This is a genomic window from Ralstonia sp. GX3-BWBA (assembly GCF_003290055.1).
Lineage (GTDB): Bacteria > Pseudomonadota > Gammaproteobacteria > Burkholderiales > Burkholderiaceae > Ralstonia > Ralstonia holmesii.
Genome location: NZ_QMKS01000006.1, coordinates 22,584 through 37,653, shown reverse-complemented (window position 1 = coordinate 37,653; position 15,070 = coordinate 22,584). Strand labels below are relative to the sequence as shown.

Genomic DNA, 15,070 nt, shown 5'->3' with positions numbered 1-15,070 from the left:
ATGCAAGACCCCCTCAATGTGGGCGATCTGCTCAAGCACAGCCCGCTGTTCCTGGACTTCGACGACGATGACATGGCTGTGCTCACGCGAGACAGCCACGCAGTGCGTGTGTTGCGGCACGACTTCGCGTTTCACCGTGGCGATCGGGCCGATGGTTTCTATGTCGTGGTGGTCGGCGCGATCAAGCTCGTGTTGCCGGGGGCGCACGGCCAATGCAAGGTCATCGAGTTCTTCGGGCCCGGCGAGTGCTTTGGCGAGCCATTCATGTTCCTGAACCGCCCTTACGCGGCAGATGCACAGGCCATGGAAGACAGCCTGCTGGTCTGGATCGACAAGCGCGCCATCGACGATGCACTGCACGTGCATCCGCGCCTTGCGCGGCAGATGCTCGCGGGGCTGTCCGCGCGCTTGCACACGTTGATGTGCGACATCGAAACCGTGAACCTGCAAAGCGCCAATGAACGGCTGATCGGGTATCTGCTCTCGCTGCCGCGCAAATTTGACCGCACGCGGTTTCCATGCAGCAAGAGTCTGGTCGCGTCCAAGCTGGGGCTGGCGCCGGCCACGCTTTCCCGCACGCTGCGTCAATTGATTCGCGACGGGCTGATCCGGGTGGAAGGCCGCGAGGTTGTCATCCCGAACACCACGGCGTTGCAGCGCCAGCTCATCGCGGGATAAAAGCAGGCAGTCGGCGCAAATCAATCGCCTGCGGTGTCCAAGCGATGCTGGAGCGTGTTGACGGCGTCGTCCACCAGCGCGGCGGCGGCGCTCAATTCATCGTCACTGCAATCGGCGTGATAGCGCTTCTTGGCGCCGCACTGGTTGAGCACGAGGTGAATGTCGGGCGCCACGCCCGCCGTTGCCAGGCAGGCCTTGACGCACGCCAGCGCGCAACCGTCGAGCGCGAGAATGGGCCGCCCGCTGCGTGCTGTCTTGACGAGCGCGCGCACCCCGCCGCCGACACCGCTGATGCAGGACATCTCTGCCCTGCCTGCCCGGTCCAGATCGACGGCCAGGCGGTTTGCCGCTTGCGCCACACTCGAACAACCCGAGCATGCATAGACGAGCGGCAATGCACGTGATGACATGGCGCCCCTCGCTATCGCGATTGCCAGCGTGCAAGCCACGCCGGGCGTGCAGCCGCATCGAGCCAGTTCTTGACGATCAGCCCAAGCTCGGTGTCGCCCGCAATCTTGAGGCGGCGCTGGAAGAACAGCGTGTCTGCGTCGGCGGTGCCACGAATGAGCGCAACGAAATCGCCCACGCCGGCACGCAGCTCCAATTCGGGTTCGGGGCTTGAAGCTAAAAGCGTGTGGAACGCTCCGCCACGGCAGCAAAAGCAGGCGCGCAGGCCGAGGTCTTCCACGGTGATGGCAAAGCGCCGCCCTTCCAATTCGGGAGGCGGCGTGAGCCAAGACAGGCGCCGGGCCAGATCGAGCCCCAGCACAAACGGCAACGATGTCAGCGGCACCGGTAGGCTGCGCGCCATGCGGACGAATACTTCGGGTGGGCGCAAGCGTGTCATTGCGGCGCCTCCAACCATTCAATGCCGGACTGCCCGTGCCAGTAACCATTGCAGCGCCCAATGCCCTCCGGAGGCTGCACCTGCGGCGCAGGCAGGCCTAGGCGCAGCGCATCCAGCGCCGCCACGGCCTCCAGCGTGCCCTGCGATTGTGGGCTGACACGCAGCACCTTCACGCCCAGCGCGGACAGCGCGGGCGCCTGATCGAGAATGTCGAGGCATTGCCCCGATTGTGTCTGGATACCGTTGATGGCGAGAAACTCCTGCCCTTCGCGCGTGCGCACCGCCAGGCCATCGGGATGCTCGATACAGCGGAAACCGCAGTCGTCCTTGTTGAGGCGAAAGTGCCGCGCCGTAAAGCAGCGTGCAGAAAATGCCAGCGGCAAGCGTCCCCACACCATCGCCTCGATCGCCAACTCGGCAGGCTTCTCATGCATCAGATCGGCCAGTGTGGCCTGGCTCATCTCCAACGGCATGACCGCACGCACGGCACCAAGCCCGGCCAGCCATGCCAGCGTCGCGCCGTGATACGCGTTGCAATGCGGCCCGGCAACGAATGGCCGGCCGTTCAGCAACCGCACAGCGCCAAGCTCGCCGGCTTCGACCATCCAGTCGTCCTGCTGACATTGCTTGCGCAACGCCTGAGCCTCGGCGCTGGTTTCGATGAGCGTGCGCGTCGATAGCACCACCGACTTGCCGGCCTCGCGCAGCATGGCCGCGATATCGAGCCAGTCGTCCGCCCGCAATTCATGGCGGCGGCTGCACACCGTCTCGCCCACGTAGACGATGTCGACCGGGCTGGCGGCGACTTCTGCGTAGAAGTCGAACGTCTGTAGCCGCGGCCAGTAGTACAGCAGCGGGCCAAGCGAAATTTCGTAAGACATGATGTGCCTTCTATTTCCAGGGCCGATCAAACGCGCCTTGCGTGACATGCGCGCCTTCTGCGTGACGCACGAGCGCTGCCTGCCAGTCGGGCTTGACGGAAAAGCGTGCCGGGTCCGCCTGCGCAGCATCCAATGCGGCACGCAATGTGGCCACCACCTGCGCAACGTACGCCGGACTGCGCTGGCGCCCCTCGATCTTGATCGCCGACACGCCCATGGCGATCAGCCTGGGCAACAAGCTGAGCGCATTGAGGCTCGTGGGCTCTTCCAGCACGTGGTCGATCTCGCCGTCGACGAGGAAGCGCCCCTTGCACAGCGTCGGATACCCGGCCGGCTCACCCGGTGCGTATTGGTCGATCATGATGTTGTTCAGGCGGGCATCCAGGCTGCCATCGCGTTCCACCCAGCGCACCGCATGCGCGGGTGAACACACGCCCTTGTTGTTGGGCGAATCGCCCGTGGCATACGACGACAACAGGCAACGCCCTTCGGCCATCACGCACAGGCTGCCGAAGCCGAACACCTCGATCTGCACCGACGTCTGCTGAATCACACGTTCGACTTCGGTCAAGGTCAGCACGCGCGGGAGCACGGCGCGGTGAATGCCGAACTGCTCGCGCATCAGCTCGATGGCGCCGGCATGCGTGGCAGAACCCTGCACGGATAGATGCAGCCGAAGGTTCGGATAGCGGTCGCGCGCATAGGCCATCAAGCCGGGGTCGGCCAGGATGACGGCATCAGCGCCCAGCATGTAGGCAGCATCGATTGCCATGCGCCACTCGATGGCGCGGCCGGGCTGCGGAAATGTGTTGATGGCAAACAGCACCTGTCGCCCTTTCCGATGCGCAAATTCAACGCCAGTGCGGATGTCGCTCTCGGTAAAGTTCAGGCCGGCGAAGTTGCGCGCGTTGGTGGCGTTCTTCAAGCCGAGGTAGACGGTATCGGCCCCGGCCTCCACGGCCGCCTTGAGTGCGGCCAGGCTGCCTGCGGGCGCCACCAGTTCAATGGGGGAAGCGTTCTGTGTCATGGCGGCCAGTCTGCGACTTGTCCGCCAATGTGGTTTTGCGTTCCGTCAACCGGGCGCAAACGCTCGCGAGACACTGCGAAACGTCAGCAGCGCCCGGCACAGCATCGCACCCAGCCACACGTGCGACAGCGCGAACAGCACGCCGGCGATCACCGCCATGCGTTCAGGCTGCAACGGCACCAGCAACAACGCCAGCAATACGAGCAGTAGCAGACGAGCATGCCAATGCTGTTGCCGCTCGCCGATCAACGTTTGCATGGCCGGCAGCCGCACATGCCGCGGCACCCGCCTGCGCAGGTGCATCCAGATCATGAACGGGATGATCTTCCCGAGCATCGCATTGACAGGCAGCACGCCTCCGCCCACGAGGGCCAGCACGCCCATCTCCCACGCGATGGGCCAGTCTGCCGGCAGCCAGGACGCGGTCAACCCCAGCACGGCAACCACCAGCCAGGCGACGGCAGCAACCAGCCACAGCCGCCAGCCCGGATCGTGCCGACGACGCGCGCTACGCACAGCATGCACGCCCACCATCGCCAGCGCTGCCAGGGCGAGCCACCCCCACGTCTGCCAAAGCACCGCGCCACTCCCGACGCCCCACAGAGTGCCAACGATCAGAGGCGCCCACAGCCACCACGGCATCAGCCGATGCCAAGGTTCCGGCAAGCGCCGCGTCTGCCAGAACATCGGCAACACCGTTGACGCCACGCCCGCGACCAACGTTGCCAGCCAGCCCCCGAGGCCCCAACCGACGTGCAGGTTCAACAGCACGGGCGATGGCGCGAACCGTCCGCTAGCCAATGCCGTGGCAAGCGTCGCACCGCTCGCCAGCGTTGCCAACAGGGCCCAGCCGATGCGGCGCAGTGTTCGCACCGTGGCGTGCGTAGCGCGCGTCTGCACCACCTGCATGCCAGCCAGGATGATCAACGCGGCGGGCACCGCCAGCAGCGGCGCCCCCAACCATGCAGCCAGCACGAACGCGCGATGTCCAGCGCCCAGGAAACCCGTTGCCAGTGCAGATGCCGTTGCTACGCACGACAAGGCCACCCACGGCGACACCCATCTCGCGCCACGCACAGGCACGCCGGCCACCACGGGAAGCAATTGAAACAGCGCACCGAGCATCGCCGGCAAGAGCATTCCCACGGCCAAGGCATGAACCAGCGCGAGCGACAGCGAAGCAAATCGGTCAGGCAAACCCCCTGACGGCCCCAGCGCCAGCAGGAGACCGGCCGCCGCGCCGACCCACGGCACTGGCAGCAGGCAGCCGAACACCACGCCGGCGGGCGGCATGCGTTCGTAGAACAGCGTGGGGGCGGTCGGCATCGGAGCGGCTGAAGATCTATCCAGCCGACCACGTTAGCGGAGATGCGCCTGCATGCGCTTGATGTGCATTAAGCGTCAACGCGGTGTGAATCCGATGGAACGCCGCTCGCGCAGTTCCGGCTTGATCGAATGCTCCTGCCGCAGTTGTGCGAGGAAGGACTCAGGGTCAAGCGTCTCGCCCAACAGCAAAGACTGCTGCTTGACCACCGCAAAGTCGCCCGGCGTGAGCATATCGAGCGACGCCAACATCTCGCGCCACACAGGCTTGAGCGCCTCGGGCTTGCCGCCCAGCGCCTCAGCAATGAACATCTGCTCGCGCTGCGCACGCACCAGTGGCTTGAAGCGGATCTTGAACGCAAACCGCCGCAGCGCCGCCTCGTCAATCCGATCAAACAAGTTGGTCGTACAGACAAAGATGCCGTCAAAGCGCTCCATGCCCTGCAGCATCTCGTTGACTTCTGACACTTCGTAATTGCGCACCGCGCCCTGGCGGCTCTGCATGAAACTGTCCGCCTCGTCGAGCAGAAGCAGTGCGCGCTCCTCTTCGGCTCGCGAAAACATCGCCGCGATCTGCTGCTCGGTTTCGCCAACGTACTTGCTCATCAAGTCCGACGCACGGCGAATCATCAACGGCATATCGAGCTGCGCCGCGATGTGTTCGGCCAGCACCGTCTTGCCCGTGCCCGGCGGCCCATAGAAGCACAGGGTGCCGCGTCGCCGCGCGCGCAGCGCTTCGATGATGCGCTCGACAGAAAACCGTGTCTCCAGGTTCAGATAGTCCAGCTTGTATTCGGTCACGACGCGATGCGCCTGCACGTCCGGCCGCAAGCCCATCGCCTGATCGGCGTGGTCAAGCTGACGCTCGATCAGTGATTCGGCGGGCTCTTCCATTGCCGGCTGCGTCAGGCGTGCAAAGCGTGCGGCGGAATCGATCTGCGCAGGCGTAAGCGTCTTGCGCGCCGCCAGCTTGGCCATGAACGCGTCCGACACCTCCAGCCCCTCCAGGTGCTTGCGGATGATGCTCTCGCGTACTGTCGGCGGTGGCACCTTCAGCTCAAGGTGGAACTGGAAGCGGCGCAGGTACGCAGGGTCGATCTGGCGGATGGAATTCGACACCCAGATCACCGGCACGGGGTTCTGCTCCAGCGTCTGGTTCACCCACGCCTTGCCGTTGACGGAGCCACGCGGCTCTTCGTGGCCGAAGAGGCTCATCAGCTCACGCGTCGGGCCGGGGAATACGTCTTCCACCTCGTCGAACAGCAGTACAGCGCCGGGCCGCCCGCGCAGGAACGCCTGCGACACCTGCAGCGAGCGGTAGCGGTCTTTGCCCGTGAGGCTGTTGCCGTCCTTGTCGAGGCAATCCACTTCGTACAGTTCGCAACCGGCATCGCGCGCCAGCACGCGGGCCAGTTCCGTCTTGCCGGTACCAGGCGCGCCGTATAGCAGGATGTTGACGCCCGAGGCGCGCTGCAGCGACGCGTTCTCCAAGAGCGCGGTCAGGTAGCGCGCATCGGTTTCCACATGCGGGTAATCGGACTGCGACAGCGTAGTCGGCGGCGCAGGCCGCGTGAAGACGGCCATCATGTCCGCCTCGCTGGCGTAGTCACCCAGCAGCACGTGCAGCAGGCGGTCAGAGATGCGCATCAGATCGCCCAGGTCGGTAACGCTGTTCTCGGGCAGGGGCGGCTCAATCAGACCCAGCGTCTCCAGCCGCGAACCGGGCCGCAATGACGCAGCAACTTCGGACGTGCTCGCCCCCGCCAGGCTGGCGAGCAGCTGGAACGCTTCCTGGCTGTGCGCGACCTTGCAGTCGACCATCACGGCGCGCAGGTCGCGCTTGTATTTCACCAGAGAGGCAAACAACAGCAGCGCGCGCTCATGTGGCGGCAGGCCGAGCACGCGGGCCAGCATGTCTATGTTGCCGACGAGCAAGACACGTTCACTGGAGAGCCGCTCACCCAGCGCATCGCACGACGCACCGAACACGGTGAACATGTCCTTGGCGTGATGCTTGACGTACTCGTCCAGGTAATAGAAGAGCGAGCCTTCATCGAAGGCGCTGCTCCACTGGCCGTGGCGGTCCATGAAGGTGGGCAGGTCGAGCTTGCCGACCGCGCGCCAGCCCGGCATGTCGGCGCAGCGTGCAGACAGAAAGCGCTGCAGCCGCTGGATGACCGTGACGGGCCAGATCAGCTCCGGCGCGCAAACGGTGAGAATGTCGTTGATATTGGTGCGCAGGTTGAAGCGCAGTCCCATCGCACAGACCGTGCGCAGCGCAAATTGCGCGCACATGGAATCCAGCGACGACAACAGCAGCGCCTGCGGCTGCCTGCCGCCCGTGGGGACGAACGTGCCATCGTCGTCAGCGTCGTCCATGTTGAGGTTGGCTTCATCCATGGTCGCCCCCTTCTTCCCCGTTTCACGGTTGGCCGGCCGGTCCCCGTGTTTGAATGATTTTCATCCTAGCGCGTTTGCGCACACAGCGTACCCCGGGTGGACCCGTGTGTTTGCAAGTTGCGAGCCCGAGGCGTCTTGAATGGCCCACCGCCTGCACAGGCAGTTTCTCGCCATCAGCCGTCTGGACGTGAGCCTCACCCCACGAAAGAGAGGGAATTTGCGCGCAAATAGGAATCATTATCGTTTATACTTTGCCTGTCGACACAATAGGCTGAACGCAAACTGTGCTCGGTTGTCGCAACACTGTTGCAGTTGCGGGCCTACAATACCTGTCACGCTGGCGGCGACCCCGCTGGCTTCAACGCTAGGCGCCATGGAATTGCTCCTGAGTCTGCTCATCAGCATTGGGGTTTCATTGATCGTTTTCGGCAAGCGCTGACGCTGCGCCGCTTTCGCTGTTCATCCCACCACCATCGCATTGCATTCCTTTTTCTGCTTTCGATTCCCGGTCGTTGATGATTCACCCTCGTACTCTGAAGATTCTGGTGGTCGTGCTGTTGCTGCACGCAGGCGTGCTGATGCTGATCCAGCTCGGCCTGATCGCCCCGCGCCCGCCTGTCGAAGAACCGCTGGAAATCCAGGCGCACATCATTCCGGCCGCGCCTGAGCCGATCAAGCAGCCGGAGCCGCCCAAGCAGCAGCCGGTCAAGCAAGAGGCGCCCAAGCCCGTCAACATCGTCAAGCCGGTCGCGCAACCCAAGCCCACGCCGATGCCGACACCCACGCTGCCGCCGTCGGACAACGCCCCCGTGGTGCCCGCCGCTCCGCCCACGCCGCCGGCACCGGCCCCAGAACCCGCGCCCGCACCGGCACCGGTTTCGTCCGGCCCGATCAGCGTCGGTATCAACGACATCCAATGCAGCGATCCGCCGCTCGTCTATCCCAGCATGTCGCAGAAGATGGGCGAAGAAGGCCGCGCCATGGTCAAGATTTCCATTGGCACGGCGGGGGAAGTCACCAACGTGACGGTCACCTCGTCCTCCGGCTCGCCGCGCCTGGACCGCGCCGCCACCGATGCCGCGCGTGCCATCAAGTGCAGCCCTTACAAGCAGAACGGCCACGCCGTGCCCGTGGTGGCCAGCAAGCCGTTCGTCTTCAAGCTCGATAACTAATTCGATTCCGCTTCTCGCTTAGCCTCTCGCTCAATTCAGGACATTCATCATGCAGGAACTCGGTCTTTCCCACCTCTGGACACAAGGCGATATCGTCACCCGCGCCACGGCGATTCTGCTGCTCATCATGTCGCTCGCCTCGTGGATCGTCATCTTTACCAAGGCGTGGGACATCGTGCGTCTGAAGTCGATGGCGCAAGGCGCTGAAAAGCGTTTCTGGCACTCGGATGATTTCGATCACGCCATGCAGACGCTGGGCTCAGCCAAGGACAACCCGTTCCACATGTTGGCGCAAACCGGCCGCGAGGCCGCACAGCACCATCGCGCCAGCCAGCCGCAGCTGCACGATGTGATGGACATCTCCGACTGGATCACGCGCTCGCTCAAGAGCGCCATCGACGAGTCGGTGGGCCAGATGCAATCGGGCTTGGCCGTGCTGGCATCGGTCGGCTCCACTGCACCGTTCGTCGGCCTGTTCGGCACGGTGTGGGGCATTTATCACGCCCTGCTCGGCATCGGCGCCGTGGGCGTGCCGACCATCGACAAGGTGGCCGGCCCGGTGGGTGAATCGCTCATCATGACCGCCTTCGGTCTGGCCGTCGCCATTCCGGCGGTGCTCGGCTACAACGCGCTCACGCGCGGCAACAAAGCCATCATCGCCAAGCTCAACCGCTTTGCGCACGACCTGCATGCCTACTTCGTGACCGGCGCGCGCCTGCGCCCGGGCGCTTCGCGCGATGAAGCCGGCGTGCGTCTGGCGGCGGTCAAGCAGCAGTAAGGAGAGACCATGTCTTTCGGATCTTTCGACAGCGACGACGAGGTGATGAGCGAGATCAACATGACGCCGCTGGTCGACGTCATGCTGGTGCTGCTGATCATCTTCATCATCACCATTCCGGTGATCAACCACGCGGTGAAGATCGACCTGCCGCGCGCATCCAACAAACCCGACGACGCCAAGCCACAAAGCGTGAACGTCGAAATCAACGCAGACGGCCAAGTGTTCTGGAACAACCAGCCCGTTGACGAGGCGACGCTGCAAGCGGACATCGCGCAGGCTGCGCAGCAGCAACCACAGCCGGAAATGCACCTGCGCGCTGACCGCAACGTGCGCTACGAGCGCGTGGCGCAGGTGATGGCCTCCATCCAGCGCGGCGGCCTTTCGCGCATTGGCTTCGTGACGGAGCCGCAGCACTAAGGCGCCACGCATCACGGTGGCCAACGGACCCGCCTTCACACGAGGGTTCGTCGCTTCCGAACCTAGACGCAACCGGGCCACGCGCCCGGTTTTTTGTTTTTCGGGCACAGATCAGCACATCGCCAGACCGCTCTTGTAATGATAACGCTTCTCATTTAATCTATCTGGAATCCGCTGGAAATACTTTGCCAGCCAACGCTTCAGCCTCGTTTCTCGCTCGCTAGGACATCGCTATGAATGTTGCCGAACATCAAGATGCAGGACGTACCGTGACCCGCCGTCGTCACGTCATCGTGGCCCGCAAGCGCCCCGCTGATCTGGATGCCGCGCCCGAAACATCCGCCGCATCAACAGCATCCGAAGCCGTTCGGGATATTCCCGCCACCATCGGCGACACGCGGGTGATGACTTCCGAACAACTCTTTGCCGGTCAGAACGCCGTGGCCATCCGCCACAACGGCGCGATCTACACGCTGCGCGTGACGCGCTTCGGCAAGCTGATTCTGACCAAGTAACACCGCAACACGCACCGGCTTTTGTGGGGACGTCTCTCTCAGGAGACATTCGGCCCTAGCCAGCCGTCGTCATTTCGCATTGCCGTTTCGCATGGCCAGACGACCGCCAGCCACGCCGTTCTTTTCCTGCATCGCGCGCCCAAAGAAAAAGGCGCGACCATTGCCGCGCCCTTCCCTTTGCTGATTCGTCTAGCGTGATTGCGTATCAGCAGATCACGTTCACAGCCGCAATGCCCGCCTTGGCGATCACCACATCTTCCGTGGACTTCACGCCCGACACACCCACCGCACCGGCACACACGCCCTCCACCATCACCGGCACACCGCCTTCGAGCATGCCCTGCAGATGTGGCGCCGACAGGAACGAGATGCGACCGTTGTTGATGATGTCTTCGTAGATCTTCGACTCGCGACGGCCCAGTGCTGCAGTACGCGCCTTTTCCGGAGCGATGTACGCCGAGATGGTGGCGCAGCCGTCCATGCGGCGCAGGCCCATCAGATGGCCGCCATCGTCCACCACGGCGATCGTCACGTTCCATTGGTGCGCGCGCGCTTCTTTCTCGGCAGCGTCCAGGATCTTGGTGACATCGTCCTGGCACAGGCACGGTTTCGTTTTCATGACGTTCTCCTTGGTGGTTTGTAATGCAAAGGCGCAAAGGCTGCGTAAAGCTCGTATCAGGCAAAAGTATGCCATCGGCATCGATCGCTTTCGCAGCATGATCCTGCACCAATGACGCAAAAGAGCCGATACATTCCTGCGCTTCAGTATCGTTGAGTATCGTTCCGCCTGCGCCGTATGCCAGCGTTTCCCGAGTCTCTTGCGAGCCAACGTTAACACGCGGCATGCGTCAGAAAGATGCACAAAGAAAAAGCCCGGGTATCGCCCGGGCTTGATGTTGCGATGCGGCAGCAACCCTGCCGCTCTCAGTTTATGGCTGACGGCCGCTGCAGGCGCCATCGGTGTACGGATCGACGCGCCCCATCTTCGCCCCATCGGTATAGGGGTCGGTGCGGCCCATTTTTGCGCCATCGGTGTAGGGATCAGCACGGCTGACCTTTGCCCCATCGGTATAAGGATCGGCGCTGCTCACCTTGTGGGTGGCCTGATACGGATCGATCGAGCCGGCGTGCGCGACCGCCGCGCCTAGCGCCAAGGCCAAGCCGCTTGCGGCTGCAACCAAGGTGCGCGTTGCAAAACGTTGCGTGGTGACTTGCATGAGGACTCCTTCGGTCAAGACACTGCAAACATGACGTGCGCCGCTGTGACACACGCGTCCGCGTCTTTCACGCGGACGTCATTTCGACCCAGTAAGCGAGCTGCCAGTTCTGCACGGCGCCGCCTTTTCACGGGGCTGGAAACGCGCTTACCCGTCATTCGGATCGACGCAGATACCGTGCCATGGTGGCACGTGCCGCCCAAGAAAAAAGCTCCCGAAGGAGCCTTTCTCTTGGCGAGTGCGCCGCTTAACGCCAGTGGCCCCAGTGACGGCCGTCGTACCAGCGATAACGCGGGCCCCAACGGTACCAGCCAGCGCCCACCACAACAGGTGCCGGGCCGTAAACCGGCGGACCGTAATACACAGGCGCCGGGGCGTAATACGCCGGAGGCGGCGGTGGCGCGTAGTAGACCGGAGGCGGCGGCGGATAATAGACCGGCGCAGGGGCCACATACACAGGCGCCACCGGCACGCCAAACCCGATGCCGACGCTCACGTGCGCCGACGCCATCTGCGGCATGGCCAGCATTGCCAGCGCGGCCGCACCTGCAATCCACAGCACATTGCGTCGAATCATCTTCATCACCTGCAGCTAGAGCGCCGAGCGAGTCCGTAGCCGGCGCGGAATACGGTATCTGTATTGTATTCAGGGCCGCTGACACAGGTGATACGGCGCTGGCGAATTAGTAACAGAACGTAACGCCACATCGCACATACGGCTCGCCCCGTCAGCCCAGCGCGGGACTACAGTCAAACTCGCCGGAGGCGATCATCGCTTCGGCATACGCTCGCGCAGCCTCGAGCGCGCTGGCGGCGCTCGGATACGTATTCGCCGATTCGCGCACGGTTGTACGGGCTAAGAGGGTCTCACCGTTGCTGACGCGCAGGATGCTTACTTCGGCGCGCCACGCTTGCGGCGAGAGTTCATAGGCAGATACCTCGATTTTGCAGTCGTCTCGGAAAGTCATGTGTCCTCCGGTTCGTATTGGATAGGCCCAGCTCCGTGTCAATGCACGAAGAGCCAGATCACCAGCAACACAAGCGCGGGAACACCCAAGAGCCACGCAACGAGATAGGGCATGACAACCTCCCACATGTTGATAGGCATGTAGGAAGTGTAGAGATGCGCGCACGGGCGGAGTATCGACCTCCGCCCGCGCCGTTTTGTAGGACTGTACCGAAATGACTGTCGGCCCACGCCGACGCTTCTCACCCGTACAGAGGAGGCTCAGTGTGCAGTGCCGTCCTTGGCGGCTACGTCACTTGGGCCCAGGATTCGGCTCGCACCGGCGTCTTCCGCCGCCTCTGCGGCGGCCACTTCCAAGCCGACCGATGCTTTGAAGAAATTCACGGCCGCCTCGGCGCCAGGAGGCGCGGCGTCCACAAAATTTTCCGCGACGAAGCCCCATTGGCGGCGCACTTCGTCACCGTGTTGCTGCAAAGCGCGGGCGATTCCGTTTTGCGTCTCGACGCCGATCTCAACAAAGTTGCGCGTATAGCCGGAAACGCGTTCGCCGGCCGGTTGAAGGTAGCGCGCTTGTGCGTTCCACCATTCGCCGGCGTCCTGCGCGCCAGCGGCGTCGTGCAGGCAGTGTTCCGTCTCGCCGAGACCGGTCTTGATGGCCTGCAGATTGAGCCCGATCAAGCGATTGACGCCGTTCACGGCCTCTTCCGTGACGGCCATCCAGGTTTCGAGCTGCGATCGTTGCAGAACGCCGAGTTGCTCCAGAGTCATCATGTCGGTTACTCCCTCGTGAGATCGGAAAATACGTCCAGCATGTGCCGGGCGTTTCAGTGTAGCTGCGCGCGCCACCGATTTCCTTGACCTCACGCGTTTGTCCTACAGGTGTTTCGGACGCCTTCGCCTGCGGTGCCAGCCATGTGCGCGTTAGAGTCGAACGCATCCCTCACCAAACCACGGAGTCACGATGAAACGTCTCGCCGCTGCCCTGATCGCCACCGCTTCCATTGCCGCCACACCGCAGGCTTTCGCGCAAGTCGCTGGCCACGCTGCGCTGGGGGTAACCGTTACCGAACTCGATGCCGTCATCAAGGGCGTGAGCGTGAAGAAGCAGGTGCTCGGCAGGCCGGTCTACAACGAGGCCAAGGAGAAGGTCGGCAATGTGCAGGACTTGATCGTGACGCCGGAGAACGCCGTTTCGTTCGCCATCGTCGGTGCAGGCGGCTTCGTGGGCGTGGGCCGTCATGACGTTGCCATTCCTGTGAATCAGTTCCAGTACGACCAGGGCAGGATCGTGCTGCCTGGCGCGACCAAAGACGCAATCAAGGCGCTGCCGGAATTCCAATACGCGCGTCAGCAGAAGCCTGCCAAGGCCTGATGACTCGCGGGAACTTTGCCCTCAGAAGCTGCGCTGAAGGTGTGGGAATCGGCTGACAAGCGTTTCAGGCAGCCTGCCCTGCACATAGCGGCGTGCATGCTCTTGAATGAAGGTACACAGACGACAAAAGGAGTTTGTTATGCGTGCCTTCGTATCCTTGATTCTGGCGGCCGCATTGGCATCCGTCAGCGGGTGCGCGGACATGACGCCAAAGCAGCGCAATACTGCGCTAGGCGCAGCCGCAGGTGGTGTCGCCGGGGCGGCCATCTGGGGCGGTCCGGGCGCCACGCTGGGTGGTGCGGCACTGGGTGGCGTGGTCGGTAACGCCGTCACCAAGTAACCCCCGCCAGAGCGCGCAGCGATGCGCGCGCTGCAAGCTCGGGCCAGGCATGTCGCCTGGCCCTTTTTGTTGCCTGAGAGCGGCGCAATGTCATGGCACATTCCCCTCATACGCATATGCCAATGCCGGCGCATAATCGGCGTTTTGCAACGGAGGCAATGTGCGATACGAGCAAGAAGGTTTTGGCGTGAGCAGCACACCGATCCTCAGCGTCGAAGGCCTGCGCAAACGTTACGGCGACCAGACTGTCGTCGACAACCTGAGCTTCAGCGTTCGGCGCGGCCAGTGCTTTGGCCTGCTCGGCCCCAACGGCGCCGGCAAAACCACCACGCTGCGCATGCTGCTCGGCATGACGATGCCCGATGCAGGCAGCCTGAGACTGTGCGACGAGCCCGTCCCCGAAGCCGCGCACCGTGCACGCATGCGCGTGGGCGTGGTGCCGCAGTTCGACAATCTCGATCCTGATTTCTCCGTCTCGGAAAACCTGCGCATCTTTGGACGCTACTTTGGCCTGTCGTCCGCCACCATCCGCGAGCGGATCCCTACCCTGCTGGAGTTCGCGCGGCTCGAACAGAAAGCCGATGCGCCTGTACGCGCGCTCTCGGGCGGCATGAAGCGGCGGCTGACGGTAGCCCGCGCGCTGATCAACGATCCTGACATCCTCGTCATGGACGAGCCCACCACGGGGCTCGACCCGCAAGCGCGACACCTGATCTGGGAGCGCCTGCGCTCATTGCTCGCAGCGGGCAAGACCATCTTGCTGACCACGCATTTCATGGAAGAAGCCGAGCGCCTGTGCGATGAGCTTTGCGTGATCGACAACGGCCGGAAGATCGCGCAAGGCAAGCCACAAGAACTCATCGCGCGCGAAATCGGCTGCGATGTGGTTGAAGTCTATGGCGACGACCTCAACGCCCTGCGCACGCTGCTCACGCCGCTGGCGGATCGCGTCGAAACCAGTGGCGAGACGCTCTTCTGCTACGCACGCGACCCCCAGCCGCTGGTGGCCGCGCTGCGCACGCAGGCAGAAACGCACACCATGCCGGGGCTGCGCTACCTGCACCGCCCGGCCAATCTCGAAGATGTGTTCCTGCGCCTGACCGGCCGCGAAATGCGCGACTGAGGGAATCACC

The 15,070-nt window shown here is 63.5% G+C and carries 19 protein-coding genes; 8 read left to right on the top strand and 11 right to left on the bottom strand.

Features of this window, described 5'->3' with window-relative positions; translation table 11 throughout:
• On the top strand, positions 1-678 hold the full coding sequence (locus tag DOD19_RS05225; protein WP_024975378.1) for a Crp/Fnr family transcriptional regulator: 678 nt from the start codon (positions 1-3) through the stop codon (positions 676-678).
• A gap of 20 nt (positions 679-698) precedes the next feature.
• On the opposite strand, the gene DOD19_RS05220 is transcribed toward DOD19_RS05225, so the two are convergent.
• The 6 genes from DOD19_RS05220 to DOD19_RS05195 form a co-directional block, all read right to left on the bottom strand.
• Positions 699-1,088 carry a putative zinc-binding protein gene (locus DOD19_RS05220; RefSeq protein WP_112184419.1) on the bottom strand — a complete coding sequence of 130 codons (390 nt, stop codon included), beginning with the start codon at positions 1,086-1,088 and terminating at the stop codon, positions 699-701.
• Positions 1,089-1,099: 11 nt separating this feature from the next.
• On the bottom strand, positions 1,100-1,525 hold the full coding sequence (locus DOD19_RS05215; protein ID WP_112184417.1) for an SCP2 sterol-binding domain-containing protein: 426 nt from the start codon (positions 1,523-1,525) through the stop codon (positions 1,100-1,102).
• A complete protein-coding gene (locus DOD19_RS05210) occupies positions 1,522-2,406 on the bottom strand; it encodes a U32 family peptidase (RefSeq protein WP_024975375.1) in 885 nt (294 codons plus the stop codon). Before DOD19_RS05210 ends, DOD19_RS05215 begins: the two co-directional genes overlap by 4 nt.
• A 10-nt stretch (positions 2,407-2,416) precedes the next feature.
• Entirely contained in the window at positions 2,417-3,433 is a 1,017-nt protein-coding gene (locus DOD19_RS05205; RefSeq protein WP_112184416.1) for a peptidase U32 family protein, read from the bottom strand.
• Between the two features lie 45 nt (positions 3,434-3,478).
• Positions 3,479-4,759 carry a hypothetical protein gene (locus tag DOD19_RS05200; RefSeq protein ID WP_112184415.1) on the bottom strand — a complete coding sequence of 427 codons (1,281 nt, stop codon included), beginning with the start codon at positions 4,757-4,759 and terminating at the stop codon, positions 3,479-3,481.
• Positions 4,760-4,834: 75 nt separating this feature from the next.
• Positions 4,835-7,156: an ATP-binding protein gene (locus tag DOD19_RS05195; RefSeq protein WP_024975372.1), complete on the bottom strand. Its 2,322-nt coding sequence runs from the start codon at positions 7,154-7,156 to the stop codon at positions 4,835-4,837.
• Between the two features lie 515 nt (positions 7,157-7,671).
• On the opposite strand from DOD19_RS05195, the gene DOD19_RS05185 reads away from it, so the two are divergent.
• The 4 genes from DOD19_RS05185 (at position 7,672) to hemP (ending at position 10,041) form a co-directional block, all read left to right on the top strand.
• Entirely contained in the window at positions 7,672-8,328 is a 657-nt protein-coding gene (locus DOD19_RS05185; RefSeq protein ID WP_112184411.1) for an energy transducer TonB, read from the top strand.
• Between the two features lie 49 nt (positions 8,329-8,377).
• Entirely contained in the window at positions 8,378-9,106 is a 729-nt protein-coding gene (locus DOD19_RS05180) for a MotA/TolQ/ExbB proton channel family protein (RefSeq protein ID WP_024975370.1), read from the top strand.
• A gap of 9 nt (positions 9,107-9,115) precedes the next feature.
• Positions 9,116-9,526, top strand: coding sequence for a biopolymer transporter ExbD (locus tag DOD19_RS05175; protein WP_024975369.1), 411 nt, complete (start codon positions 9,116-9,118; stop codon positions 9,524-9,526).
• Between the two features lie 233 nt (positions 9,527-9,759).
• The gene (hemP, locus tag DOD19_RS05170; protein ID WP_024975368.1) at positions 9,760-10,041 is read left to right on the top strand and encodes a hemin uptake protein HemP; all 282 of its coding nucleotides are present in this window, start codon (positions 9,760-9,762) and stop codon (positions 10,039-10,041) included.
• Positions 10,042-10,246: 205 nt separating this feature from the next.
• On the opposite strand, the gene DOD19_RS05165 is transcribed toward hemP, so the two are convergent.
• From DOD19_RS05165 to DOD19_RS05145, 5 genes are all read right to left on the bottom strand, one after another.
• Entirely contained in the window at positions 10,247-10,660 is a 414-nt protein-coding gene (locus tag DOD19_RS05165) for a heme-binding protein (protein ID WP_024972523.1), read from the bottom strand.
• Between the two features lie 310 nt (positions 10,661-10,970).
• The gene (locus DOD19_RS05160) at positions 10,971-11,258 is read right to left on the bottom strand and encodes a hypothetical protein (protein WP_024975367.1); all 288 of its coding nucleotides are present in this window, start codon (positions 11,256-11,258) and stop codon (positions 10,971-10,973) included.
• A gap of 247 nt (positions 11,259-11,505) precedes the next feature.
• A complete protein-coding gene (locus DOD19_RS05155) occupies positions 11,506-11,841 on the bottom strand; it encodes a hypothetical protein (protein ID WP_204360036.1) in 336 nt (111 codons plus the stop codon).
• A 145-nt stretch (positions 11,842-11,986) separates the two neighbouring features.
• Positions 11,987-12,226 carry a hypothetical protein gene (locus tag DOD19_RS05150; RefSeq protein ID WP_112184409.1) on the bottom strand — a complete coding sequence of 80 codons (240 nt, stop codon included), beginning with the start codon at positions 12,224-12,226 and terminating at the stop codon, positions 11,987-11,989.
• Between the two features lie 260 nt (positions 12,227-12,486).
• Positions 12,487-12,996 (bottom strand): phasin family protein, encoded by a 510-nt coding sequence (locus DOD19_RS05145; RefSeq protein ID WP_024975364.1) that lies wholly within the window; start codon positions 12,994-12,996, stop codon positions 12,487-12,489.
• A 190-nt stretch (positions 12,997-13,186) separates the two neighbouring features.
• Here DOD19_RS05145 and DOD19_RS05140 point away from each other — a divergent pair, with 190 nt between their 5' ends.
• The 3 genes from DOD19_RS05140 to nodI all read left to right on the top strand — a co-directional run bounded on the left by DOD19_RS05140 (position 13,187) and on the right by nodI (position 15,060).
• Positions 13,187-13,597 carry a PRC-barrel domain-containing protein gene (locus DOD19_RS05140; RefSeq protein ID WP_112184407.1) on the top strand — a complete coding sequence of 137 codons (411 nt, stop codon included), beginning with the start codon at positions 13,187-13,189 and terminating at the stop codon, positions 13,595-13,597.
• A 139-nt stretch (positions 13,598-13,736) separates the two neighbouring features.
• Positions 13,737-13,937 (top strand): glycine zipper 2TM domain-containing protein, encoded by a 201-nt coding sequence (locus tag DOD19_RS05135; protein ID WP_004634401.1) that lies wholly within the window; start codon positions 13,737-13,739, stop codon positions 13,935-13,937.
• Positions 13,938-14,097: 160 nt separating this feature from the next.
• Positions 14,098-15,060, top strand: a complete 963-nt coding sequence (gene nodI, locus DOD19_RS05130) for a nodulation factor ABC transporter ATP-binding protein NodI (RefSeq protein ID WP_024975362.1) — start codon at positions 14,098-14,100, stop codon at positions 15,058-15,060.
• Positions 15,061-15,070 lie beyond the last annotated feature (10 nt).

What these genes read in the sequence shown, in the direction of transcription:
- DOD19_RS05225 (WP_024975378.1), top strand. Translation starts at nt 1, where the DNA reads ATGCAAGACCCCCTCAATGTGGGCGATCTGCTCAAGCACAGCCCGCTG.
- DOD19_RS05220 (WP_112184419.1), bottom strand. Translation starts at nt 1,088, where the DNA reads ATGTCATCACGTGCATTGCCGCTCGTCTATGCATGCTCGGGTTGTTCG.
- DOD19_RS05215 (WP_112184417.1), bottom strand. Translation starts at nt 1,525, where the DNA reads ATGACACGCTTGCGCCCACCCGAAGTATTCGTCCGCATGGCGCGCAGC.
- DOD19_RS05210 (WP_024975375.1), bottom strand. Translation starts at nt 2,406, where the DNA reads ATGTCTTACGAAATTTCGCTTGGCCCGCTGCTGTACTACTGGCCGCGG.
- DOD19_RS05205 (WP_112184416.1), bottom strand. Translation starts at nt 3,433, where the DNA reads ATGACACAGAACGCTTCCCCCATTGAACTGGTGGCGCCCGCAGGCAGC.
- DOD19_RS05200 (WP_112184415.1), bottom strand. Translation starts at nt 4,759, where the DNA reads ATGCCGACCGCCCCCACGCTGTTCTACGAACGCATGCCGCCCGCCGGC.
- DOD19_RS05195 (WP_024975372.1), bottom strand. Translation starts at nt 7,156, where the DNA reads ATGGATGAAGCCAACCTCAACATGGACGACGCTGACGACGATGGCACG.
- DOD19_RS05185 (WP_112184411.1), top strand. Translation starts at nt 7,672, where the DNA reads ATGATTCACCCTCGTACTCTGAAGATTCTGGTGGTCGTGCTGTTGCTG.
- DOD19_RS05180 (WP_024975370.1), top strand. Translation starts at nt 8,378, where the DNA reads ATGCAGGAACTCGGTCTTTCCCACCTCTGGACACAAGGCGATATCGTC.
- DOD19_RS05175 (WP_024975369.1), top strand. Translation starts at nt 9,116, where the DNA reads ATGTCTTTCGGATCTTTCGACAGCGACGACGAGGTGATGAGCGAGATC.
- hemP (WP_024975368.1), top strand. Translation starts at nt 9,760, where the DNA reads ATGAATGTTGCCGAACATCAAGATGCAGGACGTACCGTGACCCGCCGT.
- DOD19_RS05165 (WP_024972523.1), bottom strand. Translation starts at nt 10,660, where the DNA reads ATGAAAACGAAACCGTGCCTGTGCCAGGACGATGTCACCAAGATCCTG.
- DOD19_RS05160 (WP_024975367.1), bottom strand. Translation starts at nt 11,258, where the DNA reads ATGCAAGTCACCACGCAACGTTTTGCAACGCGCACCTTGGTTGCAGCC.
- DOD19_RS05155 (WP_204360036.1), bottom strand. Translation starts at nt 11,841, where the DNA reads ATGAAGATGATTCGACGCAATGTGCTGTGGATTGCAGGTGCGGCCGCG.
- DOD19_RS05150 (WP_112184409.1), bottom strand. Translation starts at nt 12,226, where the DNA reads ATGACTTTCCGAGACGACTGCAAAATCGAGGTATCTGCCTATGAACTC.
- DOD19_RS05145 (WP_024975364.1), bottom strand. Translation starts at nt 12,996, where the DNA reads ATGATGACTCTGGAGCAACTCGGCGTTCTGCAACGATCGCAGCTCGAA.
- DOD19_RS05140 (WP_112184407.1), top strand. Translation starts at nt 13,187, where the DNA reads ATGAAACGTCTCGCCGCTGCCCTGATCGCCACCGCTTCCATTGCCGCC.
- DOD19_RS05135 (WP_004634401.1), top strand. Translation starts at nt 13,737, where the DNA reads ATGCGTGCCTTCGTATCCTTGATTCTGGCGGCCGCATTGGCATCCGTC.